Source organism: Arthrobacter sp. alpha11c (genome assembly GCF_054149985.1).
In genome coordinates, this window is the sequence record NZ_CP196747.1 from 1,583,784 (window position 1) to 1,596,739 (window position 12,956).

The window sequence follows — 12,956 nt, forward strand, 5'->3', positions numbered from 1 at the left end:
AATCTGGTGTTAGGGTCGGACGCGGAGGAGCGAACTGGCTCCGCGAAGGAAGGGAGGTGCCCGTGGGTTTAATTGACGACCTGAAGGGTAAGGCTCAGGGTCTCATTCAGGGCAACGAAGAAGCCATTCAGAATGGCATCGAAAAGGCCGGAGACTTCGTCGACCAGAAGACAGGCGGCAAGTTCGCAGGTCAGGTTGACGCGGTTCAGAATGCCGCTTCCGACTTCGTGGCTACAACAGACGGGGACGCCGCACAGGCTCCCGTCGCGGATGAGCCTAAGCAGCTGTAGCTGCCTGAGCCCGCCGTACCAGATACGTCAAGGGGGCACCGGTCCCGCCGAGAGGCGCCACCGGTGCCCTTGGCGTTTAACCGGCAACCGGCTTCCCGTCCGGTATTTTGGTCCTTATGCCATCAGCCTCTTACGCAGTCCAGCGCCCCTCCCGCCAGGACACGTTGGGGCCACCTATTACGGCTGGCATCGTCACCGCCCTCGTCGGTTTCACGTCCTCCTTCGCTGTGGTCCTTGCCGGACTCCGGGCTGTGGGAGCCAACCAGGCGCAAGCCTCCAGCGGCCTCCTGGCCCTCACGCTGACGTTCGGACTGGGCATCTTATGGCTGGCGTGGAGGTCGAAAATGCCAGTCACCTTGGCCTGGTCCACCCCGGGTGCGGCGCTCCTCGCCTCGGCAGGAATGGTCGACGGCGGCTGGCCGGCAGCGGTGGGTGCGTTCGTCGTCGTCGGGGTGCTGATCGTCCTGACGGGGTTACTGCCCAGCCTTGGCAGGCTCATGGCGAAGATACCCACAGCGCTTGCGCAGGCAATGCTGGCGGGCGTGCTGCTCCCCCTGTGCCTCGCACCTTTCCAATCCCTGGGAGAAGTGCCCTTACTGGTTGGCCCGGTGGCCCTTTGCTGGTTGGTGATGATGAAGTTCGCGGCCCGCTGGGCGGTCCCGGCGTCACTCGTGGTCGCCCTCGCCGTCATCGGCATCCATATCGTGGCGAACGGCGTTCAGATTCCCGGAGACGACCTGTTGCCGCGGCTCGAATGGACTACTCCAACATTTACTGTGGAGGCAGCGGTGGGGCTTGCTCTGCCCCTGTTCATTGTCACGATGGCATCGCAGAACATTCCCGGCGTCGCCGTGCTCAAATCCTTTGGCTACACAACGCCCTGGCGGGCATCGATGGTGGTCACGGGGGCCGGAACCATCGCGGGCGCTCCGTTCGGAGGCCACGCCATCAACCTTGCTGCTTTGAGTGCGGCGTTGGCCGCGGGCGAGGAAGCCGGGAAAGACCACGGCAGGCGCTGGATCGCGGCATTCGTGGCTGGCTTGGCCTACCTGATACTGGCAGCGTTCTCCGCGGCCCTTGTCACGGTCGTTGCTGCAGCACCGGCGGGTTTGCTTGAAGCGGTGGCAGGTCTGGCCTTGCTGGGCACCTTGGCCTCAGCCATCTCCTCCGCACTGGCAGTCGCCGAAGAGCGCGTACCGGCGTGCATCACTTTCCTGCTTGCCGCCTCAGGGATCAGCTTCGCAGGAGTGGGTGCCGCCTTCTGGGCTTTGGCGGGAGGCATCCTGGTCCGCTGGTTGCTTAAAGACCGGGAACCGCTGACGCCTTCACACAAGTAGCGCCGGAACCGATTCAGGCAGGTTCGTGGTTCTGTCCCTCACGGGCAAGAGCCGTAAGCCTGGACACGGCCCGGAAGTACTTCTTCATGTACCCGCCCGTCATCATCTCTTCAGTGAAGAGTTTGTCGAACGGGACGCCGCTGGCAAGAATCGGCACATCTTTGTCGTAGAGCCGGTCGGCGAGGACCACGAAGCGCAGCGCTACTGCCTGCTCGGTAATCGTCTCGACGTCGCGCCACACCACGGCTTCGATGCCTGAGATCAGCTGGCGGTAGCGGCTGGGGTGAACGCCGGCGAGGTGGTGCACGAGAGTGCCGAAGTCATCCACGGCAACTGTTTGACCGTCGAACTCGGCGTGCATGCGGTGCTTGAGATCTTCAGTCTTCAACGGTGACGGAGCTGCGGGCAGGCCACGGTGGCGGAAGTCTTCGCCGTCAATCCTGACCACATCAAACTGGTCGGCAAGGACCTGGATTTCCCGTTGGAAGTCCACGGCTGCGAAGCGTCCTTCGCCCAAGGAACCCGGCAGGGTGTTCGAAGTTGCGGCCAGCTTTACGCCGGCGTCGGCCAGTTCACGCATCAGGCGGGACATCAACACGGTATCGCCGGGATCGTCGAGTTCGAATTCGTCAATGCAGACAAGCTTGTAGTTGCTGAGGGCTTCCACGGTTTTGCGGAACGAGAGCGCGCCTACGAGGTTGGTGTATTCAACGAACGTACCAAAGGCCTTGGGACCCGGAGACCGGTGCCAAAGGGAGGCCAGAAGGTGGGTCTTTCCGACGCCGAAGCCACCGTCAAGGTAAATGCCGGCCCGGGTGGCGGGAGCCTTCTTGGCGAACAACTTCTTGAACAGGCCACCGCCGTCATCGGCTCCAACACCGTCAGCGAAAGCCGACAGCAGCTTGACCGCATTGGCCTGGCTGGGCTGGGCAGGGTCCGGGCGGTAGCTATCGAACGATACCTCTCCGAATCGCGGAGACGGGTAGAAACCCTTGAGGAGTTCCTCTACGGAGACTGCCGGTGTGCGGGCAGCCAGTTGTTCGATCTGTACCACGGTGGTCCGTTCTTAGAGTATTTGGGTCCCCAGCAAGAATACCGGCATCCGGCGTCCCGAAAACGGCGACGTGACCAAGGCCATGTTTCACCATATGACCAGCGGGGAAGCATTCCTCGCGGCCCGTGGTTAGTGTTGGAGCACGCCGGGCCGGCAACTGATGCAGCTTCCAGGGCCTGGCTCCGCCCGTTGTCAGTGAAAGGCCATCATCATGTCCTACCCCGTTGAACAAAACGAAAAGTTCGCGTCCTACGCGAACCCTGAACGACTCGTATCCACGCAGTGGCTTGCCGCAGCACTTGCCGAAGGCGCTATCGCCGACGGCAAGCTGGTGGTTGTGGAGTCCGATGAGGACGTCCTCCTGTACGAAACCGGCCACATTCCGGGTGCCGTAAAGATCGACTGGCACACGGACCTGAACGATGAAGTGACCCGCGACTACGTGGACGGCGCCGCATTCGCCGCCCTTGCAGCGTCCAAGGGTATCTCCCGCGACACCACCGTCGTGATCTACGGCGACAAGTCCAACTGGTGGGCTGCCTACGCCCTCTGGGTGTTCACCCTGTTCGGACACGAGGATGTCCGCCTGCTGGACGGTGGCCGCGACAAGTGGATCGCTGAAGGCCGCGAATTGACCACCGACGTACCGACGCCGGCCCCGGGCACCTACCCCGAAGTAGAGCGCAACGACGCCCCCATCCGGGCCTTCAAGGAGGACGTCCTTGCTCACCTGGGCAACCCCCTGATCGATGTCCGCTCCCCCGAGGAGTACACGGGCCAGCGCACCCACATGCCCGCCTACCCGGAAGAAGGCGCACTGCGTGGCGGTCACATCCCCACGGCCGCTTCGATTCCGTGGGCCCGCGCTGCTGCTGAGGATGGCACCTACCGTTCCCGTGAGGAACTGGAAGCCCTCTACCTGGGCGAAGCCGGCCTGACGGCGGGCGACGACGTCGTGGCCTACTGCCGCATTGGCGAGCGATCCAGCCACACGTGGTTCGCGCTGAAGTACCTGCTGGGCTTTGAGACCGTCCGCAATTACGACGGTTCCTGGACCGAATGGGGCAACGCGGTCCGCGTACCCATCGTCAAGGGCGCCGAGCGCGGTTCCGTGCCGGCAGCCTTGGTCCGTAACTAGCGATACAACGTAACTAGCAATGCAATCAGGGCCGTTGTGCGTAAGCTGGAAGTGATGAGTACCAACACTTTGCCCGCCGCACTGGCGGAGATCGTCGATGACTTCCAGGCACTGACGGAGCCTGACCGCCTGCAACTGCTGCTCGAGTTCTCCCGGGGGCTACCGGAACTTCCGGAGCGCCTCAAGGACCACCCGGAGTTGCTGGAGCAGGTTGTGGAGTGCCAGTCGCCTTTGTTCCTCACCATCGAATCGGAGAAAAACAAGGACGACGCCGAGGGCCCCCGCGCCTACCGGTTGTTCTTCAAAGCTCCTCCGGAGGCCCCCACCACGCGTGGATTCGCCGGGGTACTGCACGAAGGACTCGATGGATTGACGGCCCAGGAAATTCTGGACGTTCCGGATGACATGCCGGAGTTACTGGGATTGACCAGGGCCATCACTCCCCTGCGCATGCGCGGCATGACCGCCATGCTGGGCCGTATCAAGCGGAAAGTGGCGGCCGCAAACCGCTTGGAACACTAAGCCGTTTCTGCAAGGAAAAGCCACTTTCTGTACGGCAAAGCTGAGAGGCGTCCCGGCACATGGCCAAGAAGATGGCATCACAGGGAACGCCGGCCACTGCAGCACTCGCTGCGGCCGGCGTTCCCTTCGTGCTGCACCCGTATTCCCATGATCCCTCGGCCGCAAGTTATGGGTTGGAAGCTGCCGAAGTCCTGGGCGTCGATCCGCAGCGGGTTTTCAAGACATTAATGGTGGAAGTCGAAGGCAAACTCGCCGTGGGCATCGTCCCCGTTTCAGGAAACCTGGACCTCAAGTCCGTGGCGGCAGCCCTGGGTTCGAAGAAGGCAGCCATGGCCGACCCCAAGGCGGCCGAGCGCCGGACCGGCTATGTCTTGGGCGGGATCTCCCCCTTGGGCCAGCGCCAACCCTCCCCCACCGTCCTGGACGAGTCGGCTTTGTCCTTTGACACCATACTGGTGTCCGGCGGGCGCCGCGGGCTCGACATCGAGCTTGCCCCACGGGACCTGGTCCGGCTGACCAAGGCCGTGACGGCGCCAATCGGCGCCAAGGGCTAACGTCACCCAAAGGCTAGCGTCACCCAGCCTGCGCGTTACCCTCTGATTGCCCAGCACCCTCTGATTGTCCAGCACCCTCTGATTGTCCGGGATTGTTCCGGGGAGCCAACTGACGCTGCAGCCATGAGCGAACCAGCCGTTCCCATTTCTCCGGGTCAACGTTCCACTCCTTCGTGTGCCGCGCACCGTGGAACGGTTCGAACGTCACCATGTCCGGGTTCTTCTCGGCAAGGCTCGCAGAAGGCTCAAAGGGGACGTAGTCGTCGTCGACGCTGTGGATCAGCAGGGTTGGGGTTCGTAACTCAACGGCTCGTGCTTCCCAGTCCATCGCTTTGAAATCCACGGGAGCGGAAAGTCCTGTGAGCCTGCGGCCCAGTGGATGTCCGAGCATCAACTGTCCGTATCGGCCTACGTTGTAGGGGATCCTGTTCATCTCTGCATGGTGGGCCATCACGTTGACCCAATTGATCACTGGCGCGTCCAGCACCAAAGCACGGATCAGGTGCCTGTGCTTGGACAGATCTGCTGTTTGAAGGCTGATCGCGCCGCCCATGGACCAGCCGAACAGGACCACTTCCCGGGCACCATGTGCCGTCGCGTATTCGATCGCGGCTTCCACGTCCCGCCACTCCGTGGAGCCCAGGCCGTACCGCCCATCAAGTGCCGAGGGCGCAAGCCCGTCATTGCGGTACGAAATCAGCAGGCTGTCCAGTCCCAGCTCCCGCGCGGTCCGAACAGCCCTGAGGCCTTCAAGCCTGGTGGCACCGCGTCCGTGCACCATGATCGCCCAGATGGGTGCGTGGATAGCTGGATCCGCCCGGACCAGCCATGCTGGAGCCTTTCCGACGTCGAGGTCAATCTCTACATCCTCGGCGGCTAGCCCGATGGCCGCGGGATCCGGGTACGTTGCGCCGCTCCACCATCCCCGGCGGGCTTCAGCCAGGTTGCCGCTGTAAACCTCTTCGACCTCGCGCAGCACCGTTTGTTCAGCTGGTGAGTAGGACACGATCCTGCCAATCCTGGCATGGCCTTTACCGCCCTCGAAGAAGAGGCTGAACACGCCGTCGATGGTGGTGTCAGGGGTTGCCGCAAGGATGACCTGCAGTCCCTTGTCGCTGCGGATGACGGCGAGGACCTCCTGGTCCTCATGACGGGCCGCGGGTGTAATGACGCGGCGGGCAAAATACACTGCGAGCGCGGAAGATCCGGCACCGACGAGTCCTGCGAGTGTCCCTCCGGTGAGGATTCCGGCGATGGCCCATTTTGTGCGCAGGGACATTTTCTTCTCTGCAGCGTCGCTCGCTGACCGGGTATTCAATGCCATGGCTCCATTGTCGCCGTTCAGTGGCCGTGGTCCATGCACGTGGAGGCCGCGCGGCGGATTGGTTGCCGGGAAGAGCCCTGGCAGGAATTGACTGCCGAAAATCTGCGTCGTCTTGTTCGGCGGGACTACGCTGTAGCCATGAGCGATCCCATCGTCATCCTGACAGAAGAGCCCCTTGGTCCCGACGACCGCGTCAACATCGCCAAATTGGTCGACGGCGGCGACGCACCCTTGGTTGTCCTGGTCCCGGCCAATACCGAGCGACATCTCCTGGTTGATTTCCTGGAGAACCTTTCCATGCTCGATATTGCCAAAGCGTTCCGGGAACTTGGTGGTCAGTCCCCCAACCCGGATGTTGAGAGGGCGGAGGCGTCGGAAACCCTGGCCACTTCGTTGGCAGCGCTGGAAGGTTTGGGCGGCGGTGTCACAGGCGAGATCGTCGACGGCGGTGCCGTGGCCGGCTTGGTAGCGAAGGTCCGGGCCTTGGATGCCGCGCAAGCTGTGGTGGTAACGCGTCCGCACGCAATCGCGGATACTTTCCACACGGATTGGGCCAATAAGGCGCAGGACCAGTTGGGGCTTCCCGTTCTTCACTTGTATGCGGGTTCGGGATTTATCGGCGACTCGTGAGCGTTGCATAAGACATGAACACTCCTGAGAACATCAGCAAGACCACGGGCGTGCCCATGGAGAAGTCCGATGCCCAGTGGCGTGAAGAGTTGACTCCGGATGAGTACCGCGTGCTGCGCCAGGCCGGTACTGAGCGGCCTTACACCGGCGAGTACTGGGACACTCATACGGAAGGCGTTTATCAGTGCCGCGCTTGTGGCAGCCAGTTGTTCACCAGCCACGAAAAGTTTGATTCCCATTGCGGTTGGCCGTCCTTCTGGGCTCCGTTGGCTGAGGGCACTGTGCGTTATCTCCATGACCGCACGATGGGGATGGACCGGGTGGAAGTCCGGTGTGCGAACTGCGACTCGCATTTGGGTCACGTGTTTGAAGGCGAGGGCTACGGCACTCCCACGGACCAGCGGTTCTGCATTAACTCGATCTCGCTGCGGCTTGTGGAATCGAAGGAGCCAGTTGGGTCCAAGGAACCAGCCGAGTTCCAGGAGCCCGCTGAATCCGAGAGGAAGTAGGCCCTTTCCGGGGCGGGCGCGCATGCGGTGCCCGTCCCGGAAAGGCAGCTGCTGCATCTCGGACACTTCGAAACAACCCTTTGCACCAGAGTTTCTTATGCTCAACCCTTTTTTGGATTAGCTAAACTTTTCGGTTGCTACGCTCACATCAGAAGCATGAACGACTTCTGAAAGGACGAGCATCAATGACCATCACCGCCACCGCCGCCCTCCCGCGTGTCACTGCCGACAACCCGGAGTGGACTGCGCTCAAGGCCGCTGCCACCGCACTCCAGGCATACCAGGAGCAGGACGGTTCCATTACGGATCCGGCCGCCCACGATGAAGCCGCCCAACTGGTAGCAACGATTTCGGACGCCATCAACACGCTGGCCCCCCACTTCCCGCATGACGCCCGATACCTTGAACTCTTGGTGGAAGACTTCAGCCGCTGGGTCCAGGGCGGCTTTGGAGTTCCGGATTTCCTGGACTCCCTCCAGGCCTTCCAGCCGCAGGAACAGCGGGTTGATGGACTCCAGCATCTGGTGGTCTTCCCGATGTACACCCAGAACGGCAGCACCAACCGGCTGGTCGAAGCTGTCTTGATCGAGGTCATTTGGCCGGAGTTCATTGGCGGACTGGAGGCCGGCGAGTACTCCAACAAGCTGTTTGTTCCGATCCGTTTTGTTGATTTCACACCGGGCTACGACACCAACTCGGCAGTCCTCTTCCCGGAGACAGTGGCTGTCCGCCAGACGCCGACGTTCACGTGGGGCGCCATCTTTGCAGACCGCGAAGCTGCCCGCTTCCGCCGCGTACTCAAAGCTGCGGCTGCCACCACGTCGCTTGAGCTCCCTGCGGACGCCGCGGAGCTCCTTGAAGACCAGGAACTCACCCAGCGCACCTTCGTCATGTGGGATTTGATCCACGACCGCACACACATGCGTGGCGACCTTCCCTTTGATCCGTTCATGATCAAGCAGCGCATGCCGTTCTTCCTCTACTCCCTGGAAGAGCTGCGATGCGACCTGACTGCCTTCCGCGATTCTGTACGCATCGAAAAGGACGAGAACGCCGATCCTGATGCCCGCAAGCACGCCAAGCTCGTGCAGTACGCCGTGATTTTTGACCGGATCTTCCGCTTCGCCATCACCGGTAGCCGCGTCCGCAATTACGACGGCCTTGGTGGTCAGCTCCTGTTCGCGTGGATGCACCAACACCACGTGCTGCACTGGACGGACAGCAAGCTCAGCATCGACTGGGATGAAGCAGCCGACGTAGTTGTGGAGCTCGGTGCCAGGATCGAAGAGCTGTACTGGCGTTCCATTGACCGCCCGAAGGCCGCCCACTGGCTTGCTGCCTATGAACTCATTTCCGGTACAGTAACTCCACACCCGGCGTCGATCTGGGCCAAGGGCCCTGAAGCCCTGCCTTTGAACGGTGCCCCCCGCGGCCTTACCGATCAAGTCCTGGACGATGAGTTCCCGTTGTCCATGTTCTACGAAGCATTGGAGAAGAAAATGCGCCCTGTTATCGAATCCACCACCGGCATCACTGGCGCGACGGCGGCCTGATGAGCCCACTGACAGTCCTCGTGACCGGCGGCAGCAGCGCGTCCGGCGTCGCCGCAGCGCGCGCTTTGGCGGCCGCCGGTCACAGGGTTTTCACCATCGGTTCAGACGATGTCCGCATCAAGACCGCAGCCTTGGAGGCCGGAGATGGCGTGACTCCGCTGGTTTGCGATCTCGCAAGCCTTGAAGCCGTCCACGAACTTGCAGAGACGATTCGTCAGCTCGGCAGCGAGCGGGTAGACGGCGTCGTCCATCTTGTGGGCGGCTGGCGCAGCGCGGCCGGCATCGAGGACCAGTCCGACGACGACTGGGCTTCCCTTGAAGAGGGCGCGATTACCACCCTGCGCAACGTCTCGCGCGTCTTCTATCGCCAGTTGGAAGAGTCACCCCATGGCCGCTTTGCCATGGTCTCATCCACTACCGCGTCTGCGCCGACCGCCGCGACAGCCAGCTACGCAGCTGCCAAGGCCGCGGCGGAAGCCTGGACCCTTGCGGTAGCCGACGGTTTCCGGCAAGACCAGTCAGGAAACAAGCAAGCCCCCGCACCTCAGCACAGTGCCGCTGTGATTTTCGTGGTCAAATCCCTCGTCGATGCCGCCATGCGGCGCGAGCACCCGGAGCGGCGCTTCCCCGGCTACACGGACGTCGAAGAACTGGCTGCTGCCGTCGTCGAACTCTTTAGCGAACCGGCGGACACCCTCAACGGCCAGCGCATCCTGCTGGCCAAATAGACTTGAAAGCGTGAATGAACAAGTGACGAGCACAACAGAGGCGCTCCATAGCGCCCCCGCCACAACCGGCCACGGCCAACTCCACGACCCCTCGGTTCGAGGCTTTGCGTCGGACAATTATTCCGGAGTCCACCCTGAGGTCCTCGCTGCTCTGGCTACCGCCAACGGAGGCCACCAGGTCTCCTACGGTGAGGACGTTTACACCGCCCGGCTCCAGGAGGTCCTGGAACAGCAGTTCGGCAGCGGCATCGAAACCTTCCCGGTCTTCAATGGCACAGGCGCCAACGTCCTGTCCCTGCAATCGCTCCTCCCCCGCTGGGGTGCCGTTATTTGTGCTTCCACAGCACACATCAACATGGACGAGAATGGTGCGCCCGAGCGGGTTGGCGGAATCAAGCTCCTGCAGGTACCCACGGAAGACGGAAAGCTCACGCCTGCGCTGATCGACCGTGAAGCCTGGGGCTGGGGGATGAGCACCGCGCTCAGCCCCTGGTTGTCTCCATCACCCAGACCACGGAGTTGGGCACGTGCTACACGCCTGAAGAAGTGCGCGCCATCGCCGACCACGCCCATGCCAAGGGCATGAAGTTGCACATGGACGGAGCGCGGCTGGCAAACGCTGCAGCACACCTTGGCGTCCCCCTGCGTACGTTCACGCGCGACGCCGGTGTGGACATCCTGTCGTTCGGCGGAACCAAGAATGGACTGCTTTTTGGTGAAGTCGTGGTTGCCCTCAACCCTGAAGCCGCCGACGGCCTGAAATTCCTTCGCAAAATGAACATGCAGCTGGCTTCGAAGATGCGCTTCATCTCGGCGCAGTTCATCGCCTTGCTGGAGGACGGCCTGTGGCTGCGGTCAGCTGCCCACGCCAACGCGATGGCAGCACGCCTGCGCTCGGCCATCGAGGGTATCGACGGCGTGGAGCCCACCCAGGCCACACAGTCGAACGGCGTATTCGCGATTCTGCCCGCCGGAGTCGCCGACCGCCTGCGCTCATCCTTCGCCTTTTATGATTGGGACGCTGCCCGCGGTGAAGTCAGGTGGATGTGTTCCTTCGATACCACGGAGGAAGATATCGACGCCTTTGTCGCCGCCATTAAGCGAGAGCTGGCCACCGATTTGGCGGCCAGCTAACAAGTGAACAAGGAATTGTCCGGGGCGGCGAGCCTACAGGGATTCGCCGCCCCGGACGCATAATCTGCGATGGTGAACGCCCTCGCCCAGGTTCCCTCGGAATTTCTTTTCGCCTTGGGAACGCTACGAAAAGCACAATGCCGCAGCGAATTGCGGTTGGACGAAATCCCCGCGCCCGCCCGTCTGGCACCATATGCTGTGGCCCTTGGAGCGGAAGTCTTCAGCCCCACGGCAGCTACCCGGCAAGTACCGGTCCATGGCCCTGCAGCCAAAGCCTTCGCCCAAAAGCAGAAAGCCGGCCCTCCGGATGAAGAAGACGAGGAGCTGGCCACGGGCCGTTTCATCCTGCTGTACGATCCCGATGGATCAGCCGTGTGGGAAGGCGAATTCAGGATTGTCACCTACATCCGTGCCCAGATGGATGCCGAAATGGGAAACGACACCATGCTGGGTTCCGTCGCCTGGACCTGGCTGGTGGAAGCCCTTGAAAACCATGCTGCCCAGTACCGCGCTGCCGGAGGGACTGCAACGAGGATTCTCTCGGAGAGCTTCGGCACCCTGTCCGATCGCCCCGACACGATAGATATCGAATTGCGCGCGTCCTGGACACCTGCCACGGCCAATGTGCAAGCGCACCTGGAGGCCTGGTCTGACATGGTTTGTACGTTCGCCGGACTGCCGCCCCTTCCGCCAGGCGTGACTGGACTACCCAACAGGAGGCTCAATTGATTGCCCTGAATTCGTTCGCAAGGGCCTGCAGCAGCAGGAATCGGTAAGCTTAAGCCACCATGACCCCTGAAAACCTGGATAAAACCACAGCCGGCGATCCGGTTGCTGATCCCACGACCCACATCAAAGTTGAAGGCTTCGACAGCCACGTCCCTGAAGTCATCGATCTCGATACCCCGCGCGAAGGTGTGCCCCTGGTCATCGATACCCTGGCAGGCCTGGAGCGATGTGCCGCGGCCATTGCGGCCGGAACCGGTCCCGCCGGCGTCGATGCCGAACGCGCTTCCGGATTCCGCTACGGCCAGCGCGCCTTCCTGGTACAAATCCGGCGCGAAGGAGCCGGCACCTGGTTGATCGACCCCGAACCTTTTGACAACCTGGACATCGTCAATGACGCTCTGCGGGGTGTCGAATGGATCCTGCACGCTGCCACCCAGGACCTTCCATGCCTTTCGGAGCTGGGCATGTGGCCGGACAAACTCTTTGATACCGAACTCGCGGCCCGTCTCGCCGGACTCCCTCGTGTGGGGCTCGCTGCCGTCATCGAACAGCTCCTGGGGTTCGGTCTCGCCAAAGAACATTCCGCCGCAGACTGGTCCACCCGGCCGTTACCGGAACCTTGGCTGCGCTACGCAGCACTCGACGTCGAAGTCCTGGCTGAACTGCGCGAGGAGCTCATCGAACTTCTGGAGGCCGACGGCAAGCTCGGATTCGCCGAGCAGGAATTCGCGGGGATCCTTGCTGCGGGTGTTGCACCGCCCCGGGTAGATCCATGGCGGAAGACATCAGGGCTGCACCAGATCCGTGACCGCCGCCAGCTGGCCGCCGTTCGGGAACTGTGGCAGGAGCGTGATCAGCTTGCCCGCAAGCGTGATGTCGCTCCCGGGCGGCTCATCCCGGATTCCGCTCTTGTCGCTGCAGCCAAGGCGCTTCCCACCACCGTTCCCCAGCTTCTGGCCACCAAGGGCTTCCACGGCAGGTCAGCCCAGCGCGAAGCTCCGAGATGGCTGCGCTGCATAACGATAGCCCGCACGCTCACAGACTTGCCTCCCCTGCACCTGGTCACCAACGCCCCGCCCCCGCCGCGCGTATGGGTGGACAGGGATCCGGCAGCTGCGGCACGTCTTGCCACAGCCCGCCCCGCGCTCCAGGAAAAGGCTGACGAGCTCAAGCTTCCTATCGAGAACCTGCTCACCCCGGACTACCTCCGGCGCGTTGCGTGGCGGCCGCCGTCGGACGTTTCGCTGGAATCGATAGCCGATGAGCTACGCACGCTGGGTGCGCGGGAATGGCAAGTATCCTTCGCCGCACCCATCTTGACCGAGGCATGCCTGAACCCGAAGCCACTCCCCGGCAAGGATTCCAAGTCGAGGGAAACACAGCAATCCAAGGACTCCGACTGAATCACTGCCCCGCCTCTAGGCCCGTTACCCGAACTTCAGTTCGAGGTAGCG

General features: G+C 62.4%; 13 protein-coding genes and 1 pseudogene. 12 read left to right on the plus strand and 2 right to left on the minus strand.

The window, feature by feature from the left end:
- The first annotated feature begins 56 nt into the window (after positions 1-56).
- A complete protein-coding gene (locus ACTAQJ_RS07265; RefSeq protein ID WP_223936935.1) occupies positions 57-290 on the plus strand; it encodes an antitoxin in 234 nt (77 codons plus the stop codon).
- A 116-nt stretch (positions 291-406) separates the two neighbouring features.
- The gene (locus ACTAQJ_RS07270) at positions 407-1,627 is read left to right on the plus strand and encodes a benzoate/H(+) symporter BenE family transporter (protein ID WP_498701560.1); all 1,221 of its coding nucleotides are present in this window, start codon (positions 407-409) and stop codon (positions 1,625-1,627) included.
- Positions 1,628-1,640: 13 nt separating this feature from the next.
- On the opposite strand, the gene zapE is transcribed toward ACTAQJ_RS07270, so the two are convergent.
- Positions 1,641-2,681: a cell division protein ZapE gene (zapE, locus tag ACTAQJ_RS07275; protein ID WP_431119793.1), complete on the minus strand. Its 1,041-nt coding sequence runs from the start codon at positions 2,679-2,681 to the stop codon at positions 1,641-1,643.
- A gap of 211 nt (positions 2,682-2,892) precedes the next feature.
- Here zapE and ACTAQJ_RS07280 point away from each other — a divergent pair, with 211 nt between their 5' ends.
- The 3 genes from ACTAQJ_RS07280 to ybaK are packed head-to-tail and all read left to right on the plus strand — an operon-like array spanning position 2,893 to position 4,895.
- Positions 2,893-3,819, plus strand: a complete 927-nt coding sequence (locus tag ACTAQJ_RS07280) for a sulfurtransferase (protein WP_477516268.1) — start codon at positions 2,893-2,895, stop codon at positions 3,817-3,819.
- A gap of 54 nt (positions 3,820-3,873) precedes the next feature.
- On the plus strand, positions 3,874-4,341 hold the full coding sequence (locus tag ACTAQJ_RS07285; RefSeq protein ID WP_498701561.1) for a SufE family protein: 468 nt from the start codon (positions 3,874-3,876) through the stop codon (positions 4,339-4,341).
- Between the two features lie 59 nt (positions 4,342-4,400).
- The gene (ybaK, locus tag ACTAQJ_RS07290; RefSeq protein WP_498701562.1) at positions 4,401-4,895 is read left to right on the plus strand and encodes a Cys-tRNA(Pro) deacylase; all 495 of its coding nucleotides are present in this window, start codon (positions 4,401-4,403) and stop codon (positions 4,893-4,895) included.
- Positions 4,896-4,914: 19 nt separating this feature from the next.
- On the opposite strand, the gene ACTAQJ_RS07295 is transcribed toward ybaK, so the two are convergent.
- Positions 4,915-6,219, minus strand: coding sequence for an alpha/beta hydrolase family protein (locus tag ACTAQJ_RS07295; RefSeq protein WP_498701563.1), 1,305 nt, complete (start codon positions 6,217-6,219; stop codon positions 4,915-4,917).
- Positions 6,220-6,357: 138 nt separating this feature from the next.
- Here ACTAQJ_RS07295 and ACTAQJ_RS07300 point away from each other — a divergent pair, with 138 nt between their 5' ends.
- The 7 genes and pseudogenes from ACTAQJ_RS07300 (at position 6,358) to ACTAQJ_RS07330 (ending at position 12,905) form a co-directional block, all read left to right on the plus strand.
- Positions 6,358-6,849 carry a hypothetical protein gene (locus ACTAQJ_RS07300; protein ID WP_477516264.1) on the plus strand — a complete coding sequence of 164 codons (492 nt, stop codon included), beginning with the start codon at positions 6,358-6,360 and terminating at the stop codon, positions 6,847-6,849.
- A 14-nt stretch (positions 6,850-6,863) separates the two neighbouring features.
- Positions 6,864-7,358, plus strand: coding sequence for a peptide-methionine (R)-S-oxide reductase MsrB (gene msrB / locus ACTAQJ_RS07305; protein ID WP_477516263.1), 495 nt, complete (start codon positions 6,864-6,866; stop codon positions 7,356-7,358).
- 185 nt (positions 7,359-7,543) lie between these two features.
- On the plus strand, positions 7,544-8,911 hold the full coding sequence (locus ACTAQJ_RS07310) for a DUF6421 family protein (RefSeq protein ID WP_498701564.1): 1,368 nt from the start codon (positions 7,544-7,546) through the stop codon (positions 8,909-8,911).
- The gene (locus ACTAQJ_RS07315; protein WP_498701565.1) at positions 8,911-9,639 is read left to right on the plus strand and encodes an SDR family NAD(P)-dependent oxidoreductase; all 729 of its coding nucleotides are present in this window, start codon (positions 8,911-8,913) and stop codon (positions 9,637-9,639) included. The genes ACTAQJ_RS07310 and ACTAQJ_RS07315 overlap by 1 nt, the downstream gene beginning before the upstream one ends.
- A gap of 22 nt (positions 9,640-9,661) precedes the next feature.
- A pseudogene (locus ACTAQJ_RS07320) lies at positions 9,662-10,773 on the plus strand (threonine aldolase family protein).
- Positions 10,774-10,842: 69 nt separating this feature from the next.
- Positions 10,843-11,502 (plus strand): DUF3000 domain-containing protein, encoded by a 660-nt coding sequence (locus ACTAQJ_RS07325; RefSeq protein WP_498701566.1) that lies wholly within the window; start codon positions 10,843-10,845, stop codon positions 11,500-11,502.
- Between the two features lie 59 nt (positions 11,503-11,561).
- On the plus strand, positions 11,562-12,905 hold the full coding sequence (locus ACTAQJ_RS07330; RefSeq protein WP_498701567.1) for an HRDC domain-containing protein: 1,344 nt from the start codon (positions 11,562-11,564) through the stop codon (positions 12,903-12,905).
- Positions 12,906-12,956 lie beyond the last annotated feature (51 nt).